At 72.2% G+C, this 14,430-nt stretch carries 11 protein-coding genes; 9 read left to right on the forward strand and 2 right to left on the reverse strand.

Annotated elements, in window-relative coordinates; translation table 11 throughout:
• Window positions 1-173: 173 nt before the first annotated feature.
• The 8 genes from ruvC (at window position 174) to ABT122_RS31340 (ending at window position 9,611) form a co-directional block, all read left to right on the forward strand.
• Window positions 174-836: a crossover junction endodeoxyribonuclease RuvC gene (ruvC, locus tag ABT122_RS31305; RefSeq protein WP_351559178.1), complete on the forward strand. Its 663-nt coding sequence runs from the start codon at window positions 174-176 to the stop codon at window positions 834-836.
• A complete protein-coding gene (ruvA, locus tag ABT122_RS31310) occupies window positions 833-1,450 on the forward strand; it encodes a Holliday junction branch migration protein RuvA (protein WP_351559159.1) in 618 nt (205 codons plus the stop codon). Before ruvC ends, ruvA begins: the two co-directional genes overlap by 4 nt.
• A gap of 85 nt (window positions 1,451-1,535) precedes the next feature.
• Entirely contained in the window at window positions 1,536-2,624 is a 1,089-nt protein-coding gene (ruvB, locus tag ABT122_RS31315) for a Holliday junction branch migration DNA helicase RuvB (RefSeq protein ID WP_351559161.1), read from the forward strand.
• Window positions 2,625-2,788: 164 nt separating this feature from the next.
• Window positions 2,789-3,247 carry a preprotein translocase subunit YajC gene (gene yajC / locus ABT122_RS31320; protein ID WP_351559162.1) on the forward strand — a complete coding sequence of 153 codons (459 nt, stop codon included), beginning with the start codon at window positions 2,789-2,791 and terminating at the stop codon, window positions 3,245-3,247.
• A gap of 146 nt (window positions 3,248-3,393) precedes the next feature.
• Window positions 3,394-5,202 carry a protein translocase subunit SecD gene (secD, locus tag ABT122_RS31325; protein ID WP_351559164.1) on the forward strand — a complete coding sequence of 603 codons (1,809 nt, stop codon included), beginning with the start codon at window positions 3,394-3,396 and terminating at the stop codon, window positions 5,200-5,202.
• Between the two features lies 1 nt (window position 5,203).
• The gene (secF, locus tag ABT122_RS31330) at window positions 5,204-6,337 is read left to right on the forward strand and encodes a protein translocase subunit SecF (protein ID WP_351559166.1); all 1,134 of its coding nucleotides are present in this window, start codon (window positions 5,204-5,206) and stop codon (window positions 6,335-6,337) included.
• Window positions 6,334-6,876 carry an adenine phosphoribosyltransferase gene (locus ABT122_RS31335; protein WP_351559168.1) on the forward strand — a complete coding sequence of 181 codons (543 nt, stop codon included), beginning with the start codon at window positions 6,334-6,336 and terminating at the stop codon, window positions 6,874-6,876. Before secF ends, ABT122_RS31335 begins: the two co-directional genes overlap by 4 nt.
• A 170-nt stretch (window positions 6,877-7,046) precedes the next feature.
• Window positions 7,047-9,611 carry a RelA/SpoT family protein gene (locus ABT122_RS31340; protein ID WP_351559170.1) on the forward strand — a complete coding sequence of 855 codons (2,565 nt, stop codon included), beginning with the start codon at window positions 7,047-7,049 and terminating at the stop codon, window positions 9,609-9,611.
• A gap of 9 nt (window positions 9,612-9,620) precedes the next feature.
• Here the strand turns inward: ABT122_RS31340 and ABT122_RS31345 are convergent, their stop codons facing one another.
• Together ABT122_RS31345 and ABT122_RS31350 are read right to left on the reverse strand one after the other, a co-directional pair.
• Window positions 9,621-10,358 carry a response regulator gene (locus ABT122_RS31345; protein ID WP_351559172.1) on the reverse strand — a complete coding sequence of 246 codons (738 nt, stop codon included), beginning with the start codon at window positions 10,356-10,358 and terminating at the stop codon, window positions 9,621-9,623.
• Window positions 10,355-11,671, reverse strand: coding sequence for a sensor histidine kinase (locus ABT122_RS31350; protein ID WP_351559174.1), 1,317 nt, complete (start codon window positions 11,669-11,671; stop codon window positions 10,355-10,357). Before ABT122_RS31350 ends, ABT122_RS31345 begins: the two co-directional genes overlap by 4 nt.
• A gap of 274 nt (window positions 11,672-11,945) precedes the next feature.
• Here ABT122_RS31350 and ABT122_RS31355 point away from each other — a divergent pair, with 274 nt between their 5' ends.
• The gene (locus tag ABT122_RS31355) at window positions 11,946-14,084 is read left to right on the forward strand and encodes an MMPL family transporter (protein ID WP_351559176.1); all 2,139 of its coding nucleotides are present in this window, start codon (window positions 11,946-11,948) and stop codon (window positions 14,082-14,084) included.
• Window positions 14,085-14,430 lie beyond the last annotated feature (346 nt).

Raw genomic sequence — 14,430 nt, forward strand, 5'->3', positions numbered from 1 at the left:
CGCGCACGCTGCCGTCGATCAACGCGGACGCCGTGACCGTGCCGAAGCGGGACGCGAGCGGACTGTGGGCCACCCTCACCGGAACCGGAACCGGACCGGCCCGCCCTCCTTCGTATGCGTTGTCAGTGCCGCCGGATAGCCTGCACGGACAGATGAACGACGGGAGGGGCGGCGTGCGTGTGCTCGGGGTGGACCCAGGGCTGACCCGGTGCGGGGTCGGGGTGGTCGAAGGCGTCGCCGGCCGTCCGCTGACCATGCTCGGCGTCGGAGTCGTCCGCACCCCCAGCGATGCCGAGCTGGGCCACCGCCTGGTCGCCATCGAGCGGGGCATCGAGCAGTGGCTCGACGACCACCGCCCGGAGTGCGTCGCCGTCGAGCGCGTCTTCAGCCAGCACAATGTGAGCACGGTCATGGGCACCGCCCAGGCCAGCGCCGTGGCCATGCTCTGCGCGTCCCGCCGGGGCATCCCGGTCGTGCTGCACACGCCCAGCGAGGTGAAGGCCGCCGTCACCGGCAGTGGCCGCGCCGACAAGGCGCAGGTCGGAGCGATGGTCACCCGGCTGCTGCGGCTGTCCGCCCCGCCCCGCCCGGCCGACGCGGCGGATGCCCTCGCCCTCGCCATCTGCCACATCTGGCGCTCTCCCGCGCAGAACCGCCTCCAGCGGGCCGTCGCCCGGCACGCCACGACGGCCCGGCCCGCAACGCCCGCCCGGCCGGCCGCCACGGCCCGGCCCGCCACGCCCGCCCGGCCGCCCACCGCGGGCGGGCCCGCCGAGGCGGCCCGGCCCTCCACGGCAGCCCAGCAGACTCCCGCACCGAAAGGCCGTACCGCATGATCGCCTCCGTGAGCGGCACCGTCGCCGCCCTCGCCCCCACCACCGCGGTCATCGAGGTCGGCGGCGTCGGCATGGCCGTCCAGTGCACCCCGGACACCCTCTCCGGCCTCCGGATCGGCCAGGAGGCCAAGCTCGCCACCTCCCTGGTCGTCCGCGAGGACTCCCTCACGCTCTACGGCTTCGCCGACGACGACGAGCGCCAGACCTTCGAGCTGCTCCAGACCGCCAGTGGCGTCGGCCCGAGGCTCGCCCAGGCCATGCTCGCCGTGCACCGCCCCGACGCCCTGCGCCTCGCCATCGCCACGGCCGACGAGAAGGCGCTGACCGCCGTCCCCGGCATCGGCAAGAGGGGCGCCCAGAAGCTGCTGCTGGAGCTGAAGGACCGCCTCGGTGAGCCGCTGGGCACCCACGGCGCCCAGCGGGGCGCCGGCGCCGCCGTCACCGCCTCCTGGCGCGACCAGCTGCACGCCGCCCTGATCGGCCTCGGCTACGCCACCCGCGAGGCCGACGAGGCCGTGGCCGCGGTCACCCCCCAGGCCGAGGCGTCCGGGACCGCCCCCCGGGTCGGTGTGCTCCTCAAGGCCGCCCTCCAGACCCTGAACCGCACCCGCTGACCCCGGTGCGGCCCCCGAGCCCCCCGCGACTCCCCGCCCGCCCCGCGGCCTGACCGCCGCCCGCACTCCACGAGGCACACACGCAGTGAACTGGGACGACAGCACCCCCGGCCCGGCCGATGAGGCCCCCGTCGCCGACGGCCGGATCGTCGAGGCCTCCGCCGACGGCGAGGACCAGGCCGTCGAAGCGGCGCTGCGGCCCAAGTCCCTCGGCGAGTTCGTGGGCCAGGAGCGCGTCAGGGAACAGCTCGACCTGGTGCTCAAGGCGGCCCTCGCCCGGGGCGCCACCGCCGACCACGTGCTGCTCTCCGGCGCCCCCGGCCTGGGCAAGACCACCCTCTCGATGATCATCGCGGCGGAGATGCAGGCCCCGATCCGGATCACCTCGGGCCCCGCCATCCAGCACGCGGGGGACCTCGCCGCCATTCTCTCCTCCCTCCATGAGGGTGAAGTCCTCTTCCTCGACGAGATCCACCGGATGTCCCGGCCCGCCGAGGAGATGCTCTACATGGCCATGGAGGACTTCCGGGTCGATGTGATCGTCGGCAAGGGCCCCGGCGCCACCGCGATCCCCCTGGAGCTGCCCCCCTTCACCCTCGTCGGCGCCACCACCCGCGCCGGGCTGCTGCCGCCCCCGCTCCGGGACCGCTTCGGCTTCACCGCCCACATGGAGTTCTACGACCCCGCCGAGCTGGAGCGGGTCATCCACCGCTCCGCCCAGCTCCTCGACCTGGAGATCGAACCGGCCGGCGCCGCCGAGATCGCCGGCCGCTCCCGGGGCACCCCCCGGATCGCCAACCGGCTGCTGCGCCGGGTCCGCGACTACGCCCAGGTCAAGGCGGACGGCCTGATCACCCGCGAGGTGGCCGCCGCCGCCCTGAAGGTGTACGAGGTCGACACCCGCGGTCTCGACCGGCTCGACCGGGCCGTGCTCCAGGCCCTGCTGAAGCTCTTCGGCGGCGGCCCCGTGGGGCTCTCCACCCTCGCCGTGGCGGTCGGGGAGGAGCGTGAGACCGTGGAGGAGGTCGCCGAGCCCTTCCTCGTACGGGAGGGCCTGCTGGCCAGGACCCCGCGCGGCCGGGTCGCCACCCCCGCCGCCTGGGCCCACCTGGGGCTCGTGCCCCCGCAGCAGGCCCCGGGCCGGGGCGGCGGGGGCGGCTTGTTCGGGGTGTGACGGCGCGGAGACTCCCCCGGGGGGAACCACGGTGCGATGCTGGGCGTTGTTCCAATGATGCGGACTCGCTTAGACTCCGCCGATGCCGACCTTCCAGGTTGGCGTACCCACCCCCGTAGATAGGCCGCCTCTCCGACGCGGTCGTGTGAAGGAAGTTTCTTCCCGTGAGTCTCGTGACCCTCCTCCCCTTCATCGTGCTCATCGGGGCCATGTTCCTGATGACCCGGTCCGCCAAGAAGAAGCAGCAGCAGGCCGCAGCGATGCGCGACTCGATGCAGCCCGGCACCGGCGTGCGGACGATCGGGGGCATGTACGCCACCGTCAAGGAGCTTCACGCCGACACCGTGCTCCTTGAGGTCGCCCCCGGCGTCCACGCCGTCTACGCGAAGAACGCCATCGGCGCGGTCCTCGACGACGACGAGTACAACCGCATCGTGCACGGCGACGACACCGGCGCCGAGGCGACCCCGGTCGTTCCCGACGACGCGTCCTCGCTGACGGAGTCCGCGGACTCCGAGGCGCCCAAGATCGACCTCGGCAAGAAGCCCGAGAAGGACGAGCCCGGGACGAAGGACGCCGACAGCGCCGAGACCAAGGACAACAAGTCCGACGGCGACAAGTAGTCGTGTTCGGGGACCGCGGCGGCACCCAAGGGTGCCTGGCGGTCCCCCGGTCGTGTTGACTTCTGCGGGGGCAGGTCCCCACAACACTTCGTGGCCGCCCCGGCGCATACCCGGCACGGGGCGGTTGGACAGGGAGAAACGAAAAGGTGGCAGCACCGAACAGGGGCCGAAGGCCCGCGGGGGCTCAGGGGAAGCCAGGTCGCACCCTGGTTCTGATCCTGATCGCCATGGTCGCGCTGACCGGCGGGATGTTCGCGACCGGGGACACCACGCCGCGTCTGGGCATCGACCTCGCGGGCGGTACGACGATCACGCTCAAGGCCAAGGCGGAGCCCGGCAAGGAGAGCGCGGTCAATGAGACCAATATGAACACCGCGGTCGGCATCATCGAACGCCGTGTCAATGGTCTCGGTGTCTCCGAGGCAGAGGTCCAGACCCAGGGCCGCGAGCACATCATCGTCAACATCCCCAAGGGGACGGACTCGGAGCAGGCCCGCAAGCAGGTCGGCACCACCGCTCAGCTGTTCTTCCGGCCGGTCCTGACCGTGGCCGCCGGCGGTACGACTCCCGAGCCCAAGCCGAGCGCGTCGCCGTCCGGCACGGACAAGGAGAAGGCCACCGACGGCAAGAAGGACGAGAAGGGCACCGAGTCGGCGTCCCCGTCGTCCGATGCCTCCGGATCGCCCAGCGGCACCCCCACCACACAGGGCCGCGCCGTCAGCGAGGGCCTCAGGGCCCCCCAGGCCGACCCGACCGGTTCCGCCTCCGCCGACCCGAAGGCGCCCAAGGCGTCCGAGGCGCCCAAGGGCTCCGAGTCCCCGGCGCCCGACGCCTCGGCCTCCGCCGAGATGAGCGCGCTGGAGAAGCAGTTCACCGCTCTGAACTGCTCCGACGAGAAGGCCCGCAGTGCCCTCGGCGACAGCACCCGTCCCGAGAAGACCGCTGTCGCCTGCGGCAAGGACGGCGCCGGCCAGTGGGAGAAGTACATCCTCGGCCCGGCCGAGGTCGACGGCAAGGACGTCGACGACGCCAAGGGCCAGCTGGACCAGCAGCGCGGCATGTGGATCGTCACCATGGACTTCACCAGCTCCGGCGCGAAGAAGTTCCAGAAGATCACCAGCAAGCTCTCGCAGCAGCAGTCCCCGCAGAACCAGTTCGCGATCGTCCTCGACGGCGAGGTCATGTCGGCCCCGCAGGTCAACCAGACGCTCAGCGCGAACGCCGAGATCTCCGGAAACTTCAACCAGGACTCCGCCCAGGACCTGGGCAACATGCTCTCCTACGGCGCGCTGCCGCTGACCTTCTCCGAGGAGAGCGTCACCACGGTCAGCGCCGCACTCGGCGGCGAGCAGCTCCTGGCCGGTCTCATCGCCGGTGCCATCGGCCTCGCGCTGGTCATCATCTACCTGGTGGTCTACTACCGCGGTCTGGCCCTGATCGCGATCCTGAGCCTCCTGGTCTCCGCGGCCCTGACCTACAGCCTGATGGCACTGCTCGGCCCCGCCATCGGCTTCGCGCTCAACCTGCCCGCGGTCTGTGGAGCGATCGTCGCGATCGGTATCACAGCGGACTCGTTCATCGTGTACTTCGAACGGGTCCGGGACGAGATCCGCGAGGGCCGCACCCTGCGTCCGGCCGTCGAGCGGGCCTGGCCGCGCGCCCGGCGCACCATCCTGGTCTCCGACTTCGTGTCGTTCCTCGCCGCCGCGGTGCTCTTCATCGTCACCGTCGGCAAGGTCCAGGGCTTCGCGTTCACCCTCGGTCTGACCACCCTGCTCGACGTCGTCGTGGTGTTCTTCTTCACCAAGCCGCTGATGACGCTCATGGCCCGCACGAAGTTCTTCGCCAGCGGTCGTCCCTGGTCCGGACTCGACCCCAAGCGCCTCGGTGCCAAGCCTCCGCTGCGCCGCTCGCGCCGCACCTCCGTCGTCCCCACCGACCCGAAGGAGGCGTGAGATGTCGCGTCTCGGCACCATTGGCGCCCGGCTCTACCGCGGCGAGATCGGCTACGACTTCGTCGCCAAGCGCAAGTTCTGGTACGCCGTCTCGATCCTGATCACCATCACGGCCATCGTCGGCCTGGCCGTCCGCGGCCTCAACATGGGGATCGAGTTCAAGGGCGGCGCGGTCTTCACCACCCCGAAGACCAGCGTCTCCGTCACCGACGCCAAGGAGTACGCGGAGGAGGCGTCCGGCCACGACGCCATCGTCCAGAAGCTCGGCAACGGCACCATGCGCATCCAGGTCAGCGACCTGGACACCGCCGCGGCGACCAAGGCCAAGGCCCAGCTGGCCGCGGACATGAAGATCGCCCCGGACAAGATCAACGCCGAGCTGGTGGGCCCCAGCTGGGGTGAGCAGATCGCCAACAAGGCCTGGACCGGCCTCGCCGTGTTCATGATCCTGGTGGTGATCTATCTCGCCATCGCCTTCGAGTGGCGCATGGCGCTCGCCGCGCTCATCGCGCTGATCCACGACCTCACCATCACGGTCGGTGTCTACGCGCTGGTCGGCTTCGAGGTCACCCCGGGCACGGTGATCGGTCTGCTCACCATCCTCGGCTACTCCCTCTACGACACCGTCGTCGTCTTCGACGGTCTCAAGGAAGGGGCCGTCGGGATCACCAAGCAGACCCGGTACACCTACAGCGAGATCGCCAACCGCAGCCTCAACGCCACCCTGGTGCGCTCCATCAACACCACCGTGGTCGCCCTGCTCCCGGTCGCCGGACTGCTCTTCATCGGCGGTGGCTTCCTCGGCGCGGGCATGCTCAACGACATCTCGCTGTCGCTGTTCGTGGGTCTCGCGGCCGGCGCGTACTCCTCGATCTTCATCGCCACCCCGCTGGTCGCCGACTTCAAGGAGCGCGACCCGCAGATGAAGGCCCTGAAGAAGCGGGTCCTCGCCAAGCGCGAGGCCGCCGAGGCCAGGGGCGAGTCCCCCGAGGGGGACGACGATCCCGGCACACAGGGTGACGACGACGGCCGGGACGACGCGCTGCCCGGAGAGGTCGCACCCGCCGGAGCCGGCTCCGTGGTCGCTCCCCGGGGCGGGCGCGGCCGGGGCCGCTCATCGGGCCGGCGCCGATGACGGCCACCCGCGAGGAGCTGCTGCTCAGCCGCATCCGCGATGTTCCCGACTACCCGCGGCGGGGAGTGGTCTTCAAGGACATCACCCCCCTGCTCGCGGACCCGGTGGCCTTCGGCGCCCTCACCGACGCGCTCGCCGACTCGTGTGCGCGCCACGGCGCCACCAAGGTCGTCGGCCTGGAGGCCCGGGGCTTCATCCTGGGCGCCCCGGTCGCGGTCCGCGCGGGCCTCGGCTTCATTCCCGTGCGCAAGGCCGGCAAGCTCCCCGGAGCCACCCTGGCCCAGGCGTACGACCTGGAGTACGGCACCGCCGAGATCGAGGTCCACGCCGAGGACCTGAGCCCGGGCGACCGGGTCATGGTCATCGACGACGTCCTGGCCACCGGCGGGACCGCCGGCGCCGCGATCGAGCTGATCCGCCGCGGCGGCGCCGAGGTCGTGGGCATAGCGGTCCTGATGGAGCTGGGCTTCCTCGGCGGGCGGGCCCGCCTGGAGCCCGCCCTGCGCGGAGCCCCGCTGGAGGCGCTGCTCACCCTCTGATCACCCTCTGAGCCCCCCCCGCGCGGGGGGTGCGGACACCGGCCTCTGGGGTCCCGGGAATCCCGGGACCCCAGAGGTCTGTTTCATCCCCTGGGGCACCGGAACACCGAGGTCGATACCATGGCCTCTCCGGACCTGAACCGGGGGACCGGAATGCACGAGGAGCGCTCTTGCCAGACGAGGCCCGTCCCGCCACAGCCGCGCAGCCCGACCGGAAGGCCGATCAGGCCGCGGCGGCGCCCGCCGCGCCCGCGAAGCAGCAGGCCGACACCTCCGGCCGGGCCACCCCCGAGCGGCCCCACGGCGCGACCTCCGTATCGGCCCTGAAGCCCGCGGGGAAGCCCGCCGAGAGCGCGGCGAAGCCCACGGGCGCCTCCGGGTCCAAGACCCCCGCCAAGACCCCGTCACGGCCCGCCCCGGCGGCCCTGCCGCGCGGCGCCGGCTCCTCCAACCGGGTCCGCGCCCGCCTCGCCCGTCTCGGCGTCCAGCGCTCCTCCCCGTACAACCCGGTCCTGGAGCCCCTGCTGCGCATCGTGCGCAGCAACGACCCCAAGATCGAAACCGCCACGCTCCGCCAGATCGAGCGCTCCTACCAGGTCGCCGAGCGCTGGCACCGGGGCCAGAAGCGCAAGAGCGGCGACCCTTACATCACCCACCCGCTCGCCGTCACCACCATCCTCGCCGAGCTGGGCATGGACCCCGCGACCCTGATGGCCGGGCTGCTGCACGACACCGTCGAGGACACCGAGTACGGCCTCGACACCCTCCGCCGCGACTTCGGCGACCAGGTCGCCCTGCTCGTCGACGGCGTCACCAAGCTGGACAAGGTCAAGTTCGGCGAGGCCGCCCAGGCCGAGACCGTGCGCAAGATGGTCGTGGCGATGGCCAAGGACCCGCGCGTCCTGGTGATCAAGCTCGCCGACCGCCTCCACAACATGCGCACCATGCGCTACCTCAAGCGGGAGAAGCAGGAGAAGAAGGCCCGCGAGACCCTGGAGATCTACGCGCCGCTCGCCCACCGCCTGGGCATGAACACCATCAAGTGGGAGCTGGAGGACCTCGCCTTCGCGATCCTCTACCCCAAGATGTACGACGAGATCGTGCGGCTGGTCGCCGAGCGCGCCCCCAAGCGCGACGAGTACCTCGCCATAGTGACCGACGAGGTCCAGTCCGATCTGCGGGCCGCCCGCATCAAGGCCACCGTCACCGGGCGCCCCAAGCACTACTACAGCGTCTACCAGAAGATGATCGTCCGGGGCCGGGACTTCGCGGAGATCTACGACCTGGTCGGCATCCGGGTCCTGGTGGACACCGTCCGCGACTGCTACGCGGCGCTCGGCACCGTCCACGCGCGATGGAATCCGGTCCCCGGCCGGTTCAAGGACTACATCGCCATGCCGAAGTTCAACATGTACCAGTCGCTGCACACGACGGTCATCGGACCCAACGGCAAGCCGGTCGAGCTCCAGATCCGCACCTTCGACATGCACCGCCGCGCCGAGTACGGCATCGCCGCGCACTGGAAGTACAAGCAGGAGCCGTCCGCCGGGGCCTCCAAGGTGCGCACCGACGTGCCCAGGAAGTCCGGCAAGGACGACCACATCAACGACATGGCGTGGCTGCGCCAGTTGCTGGACTGGCAGAAGGAGACCGAGGACCCCTCGGAGTTCCTGGAGTCGCTCCGCTTCGACCTCTCCCGCAACGAGGTCTTCGTCTTCACGCCGAAGGGCGATGTCATAGCGCTCCCGGCGGGCGCCACACCGGTGGACTTCGCCTACGCGGTCCACACCGAGGTCGGCCACCGCACCATAGGGGCACGGGTCAACGGACGGCTCGTACCGCTCGAATCGACCCTCGACAACGGCGATCTGGTCGAGGTCTTCACCTCCAAGGCCGAGGGCGCCGGCCCGTCCCGCGACTGGCTGGGCTTCGTCAAGTCCCCCCGGGCCCGCAACAAGATCCGCGCCTGGTTCTCGAAGGAGCGCCGGGACGAGGCCATCGAGCAGGGCAAGGACTCCATCGCGCGCGCGATGCGCAAGCAGAATCTGCCCATCCAGCGGATTCTCACCGGGGACTCGCTCGTCACCCTCGCCCATGAGATGCGCTACCCCGACATCTCCTCGCTGTACGCGGCGATCGGCGAGGGCCATGTCGCGGCCCAGGGGGTCGTACAGAAGCTGGTGCAGGCCCTCGGCGGCGAGGAGGCCGCCAACGAGGACATCGCCGAGTCCGCGCCGCCCTCCAGCGGCCGGGCGAAGAAGCGCCGCTCCAACGCCGATCCCGGTGTGGTGGTCAAGGGCGTGGACGACGTCTGGGTCAAGCTGGCCCGCTGCTGTACGCCGGTGCCGGGCGATCCGATCATCGGCTTCGTCACCCGGGGCAGCGGAGTCTCGGTCCACCGCGCCGACTGCGTCAATGTCGACTCCCTGTCACAGCAGCCCGAGCGCATCCTGGAGGTGGAGTGGGCGCCCACCCAGTCCTCCGTCTTCCTGGTCGCCATACAGGTGGAGGCCCTGGACCGGTCCCGGCTCCTCTCGGATGTCACCCGGGTCCTCTCCGACCAGCACGTCAACATCCTCTCGGCCGCCGTCCAGACCTCCCGCGACCGGGTGGCCACCTCGCGCTTCACCTTCGAGATGGGCGACCCCAAGCACCTGGGCCACGTCCTCAAGGCCGTCCGGGGCGTCGAGGGCGTCTACGACGTCTACCGGGTGACGTCCGCCCGGCGCCCCTGACGGGCCCGGCTAGGGCGAGCCGCCGTCCGCCGCGCGGGCGGTGACCAGGCCCGATTCATAGGCCGCGATGACCGCCTGGGCGCGGTCGCGGACGGCGAGCTTGTCGAAGATGCTGGTGATGTAGTTCTTGACCGTGGAGGGACTGATCTCCAGGGCGCGGGAGATCTCGGAGTTGTCGAGGCCGGTGGCCATCAGCCGCCACACCTCGACCTCCCGGGGGGTGAGTTCACCCGGGCCGGTGTGGGCCGGCCGCGCGTCGTGGGGCGCCCGCACATAGGTGGAGATCAGCCGGGTGAGCAGACGTGGCGCGACGATGGCCTCGCCGGTGTGGACGGTACGGATCGCCGCGCTCAGGTCCTCCGGGGAGCTGTCCTTCGGCAGGAACCCGTAGGCACCGGCGCGCAGGGCGCCCACCACGTACTCGTCGACATCGAAGGTGCTCAGGGCCAGGACCCGGCTGCCGGGCACGGTGGCCGCGAGTTCCCGGGTCGCGCCGACCCCGTCGAGCACCGGCATCCGGATGTCCATCACCACGACGTCGGGGCGCAGTTCGCGGGCGAGCGAGACGGCCCGCGCGCCGTTCTCGGCCTCTCCCACCACGTCGATGGACGGGTCGGGGGAGAGGATCAGTGAAAGGCCGCGCCGCACCAGCGGCTGGTCGTCCACGATCAGCACTCTGATCCTCGCCCCCGTTGCCTCTGCCACCTCTGCCGCCTCCGTCGGTCCCGTCGGCCCGGCCCCGGTCATCGGTGCGCTCCCTCGTGCCGGCCCGCCGCCTCGGTGGCTTCGGTGGCTTCGGCGGCCTCGGCCGTCTCGTCCCCGGTCAGCGGCAGATCGGCCACCACGGAGAACCCTCCATCGGGCCGCGGCCCGGCGGTGAGGGTGCCGCCGTGCAGAGCGACCCGCTCGCGCATACCGATCAGACCGTAGCCACCCGGGCCCACCGCCGGTGCCTCCTCCCGCGGCGGCTCGCCCCCGCCGTCGTCCCGCACTTCCACGGTGACACCGTCCTCGCGGTAGGCGAGCCGTACGGACGCCCGGGCCGGCCCCGCGTACTTGCGGGTGTTGGTCAGGGCCTCCTGGGCGATCCGGAACACCGTGAGCCCGACGGTGGGCGGCAGGGGACGCGGTGTCCCGTGGATGCCCAGTTCGGTCGGCAGACCGGCGAGGCGGGACTCGGCCACCAGACGCTCCAGGTCGTCGGCGCCGGGCTGGGGCAGCGAGGGCGCGGCCTCCGGCTCGTCACCGGCCCGCAGGACGTCCAGGAGCTGGCGCATCTCGCGCAGGGCGAGCCGCCCCGAGGACTCCAGGGTGACCAGGGCGTCCCGGACCACCTCCGGCCGGTCGATATTGGCCCGGGCCCCGCCCGCCATCAGCTGCATGGTGGTGATGTGGTGGGCCACGATGTCGTGCAACTCCCTGGCTATGCGGCGCCGTTCGTCGGCCACCGCGCGGTCGGCGAGCAGTCTGCGGTTGGCCGCCACCTCCCGCTGCCAGCGGTTGACCGCCAGGGCGGTGCCGACGACGATCAGGGTGGAGGTGGGCGCGCTCACGGCCTCCTGCCAGGACGGAGTCCGTCCATTGCTCTGGCTCAGCAGCGCCAGCGAGGCCGTCGCCGTGGCCGCGACCGCCGTCACCCGCCCCGGGCGGGCCCGGGCGACCGAGTAGAGCGCCACCACCAGCACGGCACCGAAGTGGATGGGCAGAGGGATGGTCAGGGCGGCCGTCACATCGAGAGCCAGTACGGCGGCGAGCGCCGCCACCGGGTGGCGGCGGCGGACGAGCAGGGGGACCGCCGTCAGCGCGACGAGGAGGAAACCCGCCACATCCACCTCGTGCCGGCCCTCGGGGTCGTCGAAGAACACATAGCTGAGCAGGTTCATCGCACACGCCCCGGCGGTCACCAGCGCGTCGTTGCGGGTCCACGGCGGCTCCGTGCCGGCACCGGTTCCGCCACTGGTTCCGCCACCGGTTCCGGCACCGGTTCCGGCACCGGTGGCGCCGCCGTCCGGTGCCGCCGCCGCGACGCCGCCGGGCGCGGTCCGTCGGTTCCTGAGCATGTCCGTTTCCCCCTGTGTCCGGCCCTCGCGGCCCCGGCACAGCCTCGCACAGCGGAGGTGCCGGTCCCACCCGCGGCGGCGGTCCGCGGCCCGGGTTCCCCCCGGCGACCTGGACCGGACCGGGACCAGGGTCCTGGTCGCGGGCCGGGGGAGGACCCAGGGCCCCCGTCCGGATCATCCGCTGCCACGACGCCCGGCTGCCCTCGCGGGTGATGGTCTGGAGACCGGCCGGGAACCCCCGGCAGACATCCGAGGCCGTCCGCCGGAGGACATCGTGATCCGTGCCCTGACCGGGTACTCCACCAGACATCCGTGGAAGGTCATCGCCCTCTGGGCGGTGCTGGGTGTCGCGCTGAGCGCCCTGGCCCCGACGCTGATCTCCCGCGTCACCCAGCACCAGACCGGGGACTTCCTGCCCCGCTCGTACGACTCGGCCGCCGCGCTGGAGATCGCCCGGGAGCAGTTCGGGGTGGACCCCGAAGCCACCACGGTGACGGTGCTGGTCGCCCGCGACGACGGCAGGGCTCTCGGCGCCGCCGACCGGAAGCGGATCGGGGAGGAGGCCGCGAAGCTGGGCCGGCAGCGGGTGATCATGCCCCGGGAGGACGACACCCCGCACTTCCTGGTCCCCGACCGCTCCCAGACGCCCAGGGTCGCCCCGGCGATGACGGCACCCGACCGGAGCTTCGGGCTGCTCTCCGTCCAGCTGACCGGGAACCCCTCGGACAAGGGGGTCCAGGGCGTCTACCGGGAGTTCCGGGACGCCGCCCGGGCGCAGTTCTCCGAGGCGGGGATGCGCACCGGTTTCACCGGAGGGCTCGCCGACACCGTCGACACCACCGATGAGCACGAGACCGCGGCGAAGGTCGGGAGCGGTCTCGTCATGGGGTTCATCGTCCTGCTCAACGTCCTGGTCTTCCGCAGCGTGCTCGCGGCGGTGCTGCCGCTGCTCGCGGTCGCCCTGATCGGCGGGGTGGCGGGGGGTGCCGTCGCGGGTGGCGCGCTGCTCACCGGGCGCAAGCTCGACGCGGGGACCCCGGAGCTGATCAATGTGGTGCTGCTCGGGATCGGCATCGACTATCTGCTGTTCCTGCTGTTCCGCTTCCGGGAGGAGCTGCGCGGCCGGCCCGGGCAGCCCGCCCGCGAGGTGGCCGCACAGGTCTCCGGCCGGGTGGGCACCGCGATCACCTCGGCGGCGCTGACCATCGTGGCCGCGTTCGCCACACTGGGGCTGGCGAGCTTCGGGCAGTTCCGCTCGCTGGGGCCCGCGATCGCCATCGCGGTCCTGGTGATGCTGCTCGGCAGCCTCACCCTGCTGCCGGCGCTGCTCGCCGCCGCCGGGCGCGGGATGTTCTGGCCCTCCAAGGCCCTGCTCCACGAGCCGCGCGATGGGCGGGCCACCCGGTTCGCCGACCTGGTCACCCGGCGGCCCCTGCTGATGCTGACCGCGTCCGTCGCCCTGCTGGCCGCGCTGTCCGCCGGGCTGATCGGCATCCGCATGGACTACGGCCGGGGCGACTCGGGTGACCGGACGCCCGCGGCGGCCACCGCGGCGGAGATATCGCGCGCGCTGCCGGCCGGGGTGTCGGACCCGACGACGGTCTTCGTCACCGCCACGGACGGCGGCACCCTCACCACCGGCGGACTCGACGGCCTCTCCGGCGCGCTGACCCGGGTCGAGGGTGTGGGCAAGGTCGCGGAGACGGTTCTGAACGAGGACCGCCGGGCGGCCAGGATCGACCTCTACCCCACCGCCGACCCGCAGAGCGAGCAGGCGCGCGACCTGGCCTCCGGGCCGATCCGGGACGCGGTGGCGCGGCACACGCCCGCCGGGGCGTCGGCGCACGTGGGCGGGACGGCGGCGATCTTCGCCGATGTCGCGACCGCCGTCGACCGCGACCTGAGGATCGTGTTCCCCGTCGCGGCGGGGCTGATCGCGCTGATCCTTCTGGTGCTGCTGCGCAGCCTGCTCGCGCCGGTGGTGCTGATGCTCTCCGTCGGGCTCGGGTTCGCGGCCACGCTCGGTGCCGCCACACTGCTCTTCCAGCATGTGCTGGGTGAGCCCGGGGTCGGTTTCACCCTTCCCCTGGTGCTGTTCCTCTTCGTCGTGGCGCTGGGCACCGACTACAACATCCTGATCGCCGACCGGATACGGGAGGAGATGCGGCGGCCGGGGCCGGCGCGGGCGGCGGTGGGGCGTGCGGTACGCCACACGACGCCGGCGATCGCCACGGCGGGGCTGGTGCTGGCGGGGTCGTTCGCCACGCTGGGGGCGACGCCCGGCAGTGAGCAGGTCGCTTTCGCGATGGCGCTGGGGATCATGCTCTCCGCGCTGGTCCTCTCCCTGATCCTGGTCCCGGCCCTGTCCACCCTCCTGGCCCACCGCCTCTGGTGGCCCACCAAGAGCTCTTGAGCCCACCCCTGGAGCCCCCGCATCCCGCGGGCCCGGGGCCCCCGGAACCCCCGCTCCCCCAGAACTGCCTCCGGGAGGCGCCCCCAGCGAGCCCGGACAACCCGGCCCGTCCAGCGCTTGAGGACGGACCCCGCACCCCGGGCGGCCCGAGCAATCCCAGCTCGTCCAGGCACCCCCAGCCCATCCAGCGTTTGAGGACGGACCCGGCCCCCCGGGCTACCCGAGCACCCCCAGCCCGTCCGGCGTTTGAGGACGGACCCTGTGCCACAGGACCCCGCATCCCGCGGGCCTCGGTCGGGGGCCGGCCCCCGAACCCCCGAAGGGGAGAGCGGCGGGTTGGGGAAGA

Origin of the sequence: Streptomyces sp. NPDC001985 (assembly GCF_040296845.1) — a bacterium.
Lineage (GTDB): Bacteria > Actinomycetota > Actinomycetes > Streptomycetales > Streptomycetaceae > Streptomyces.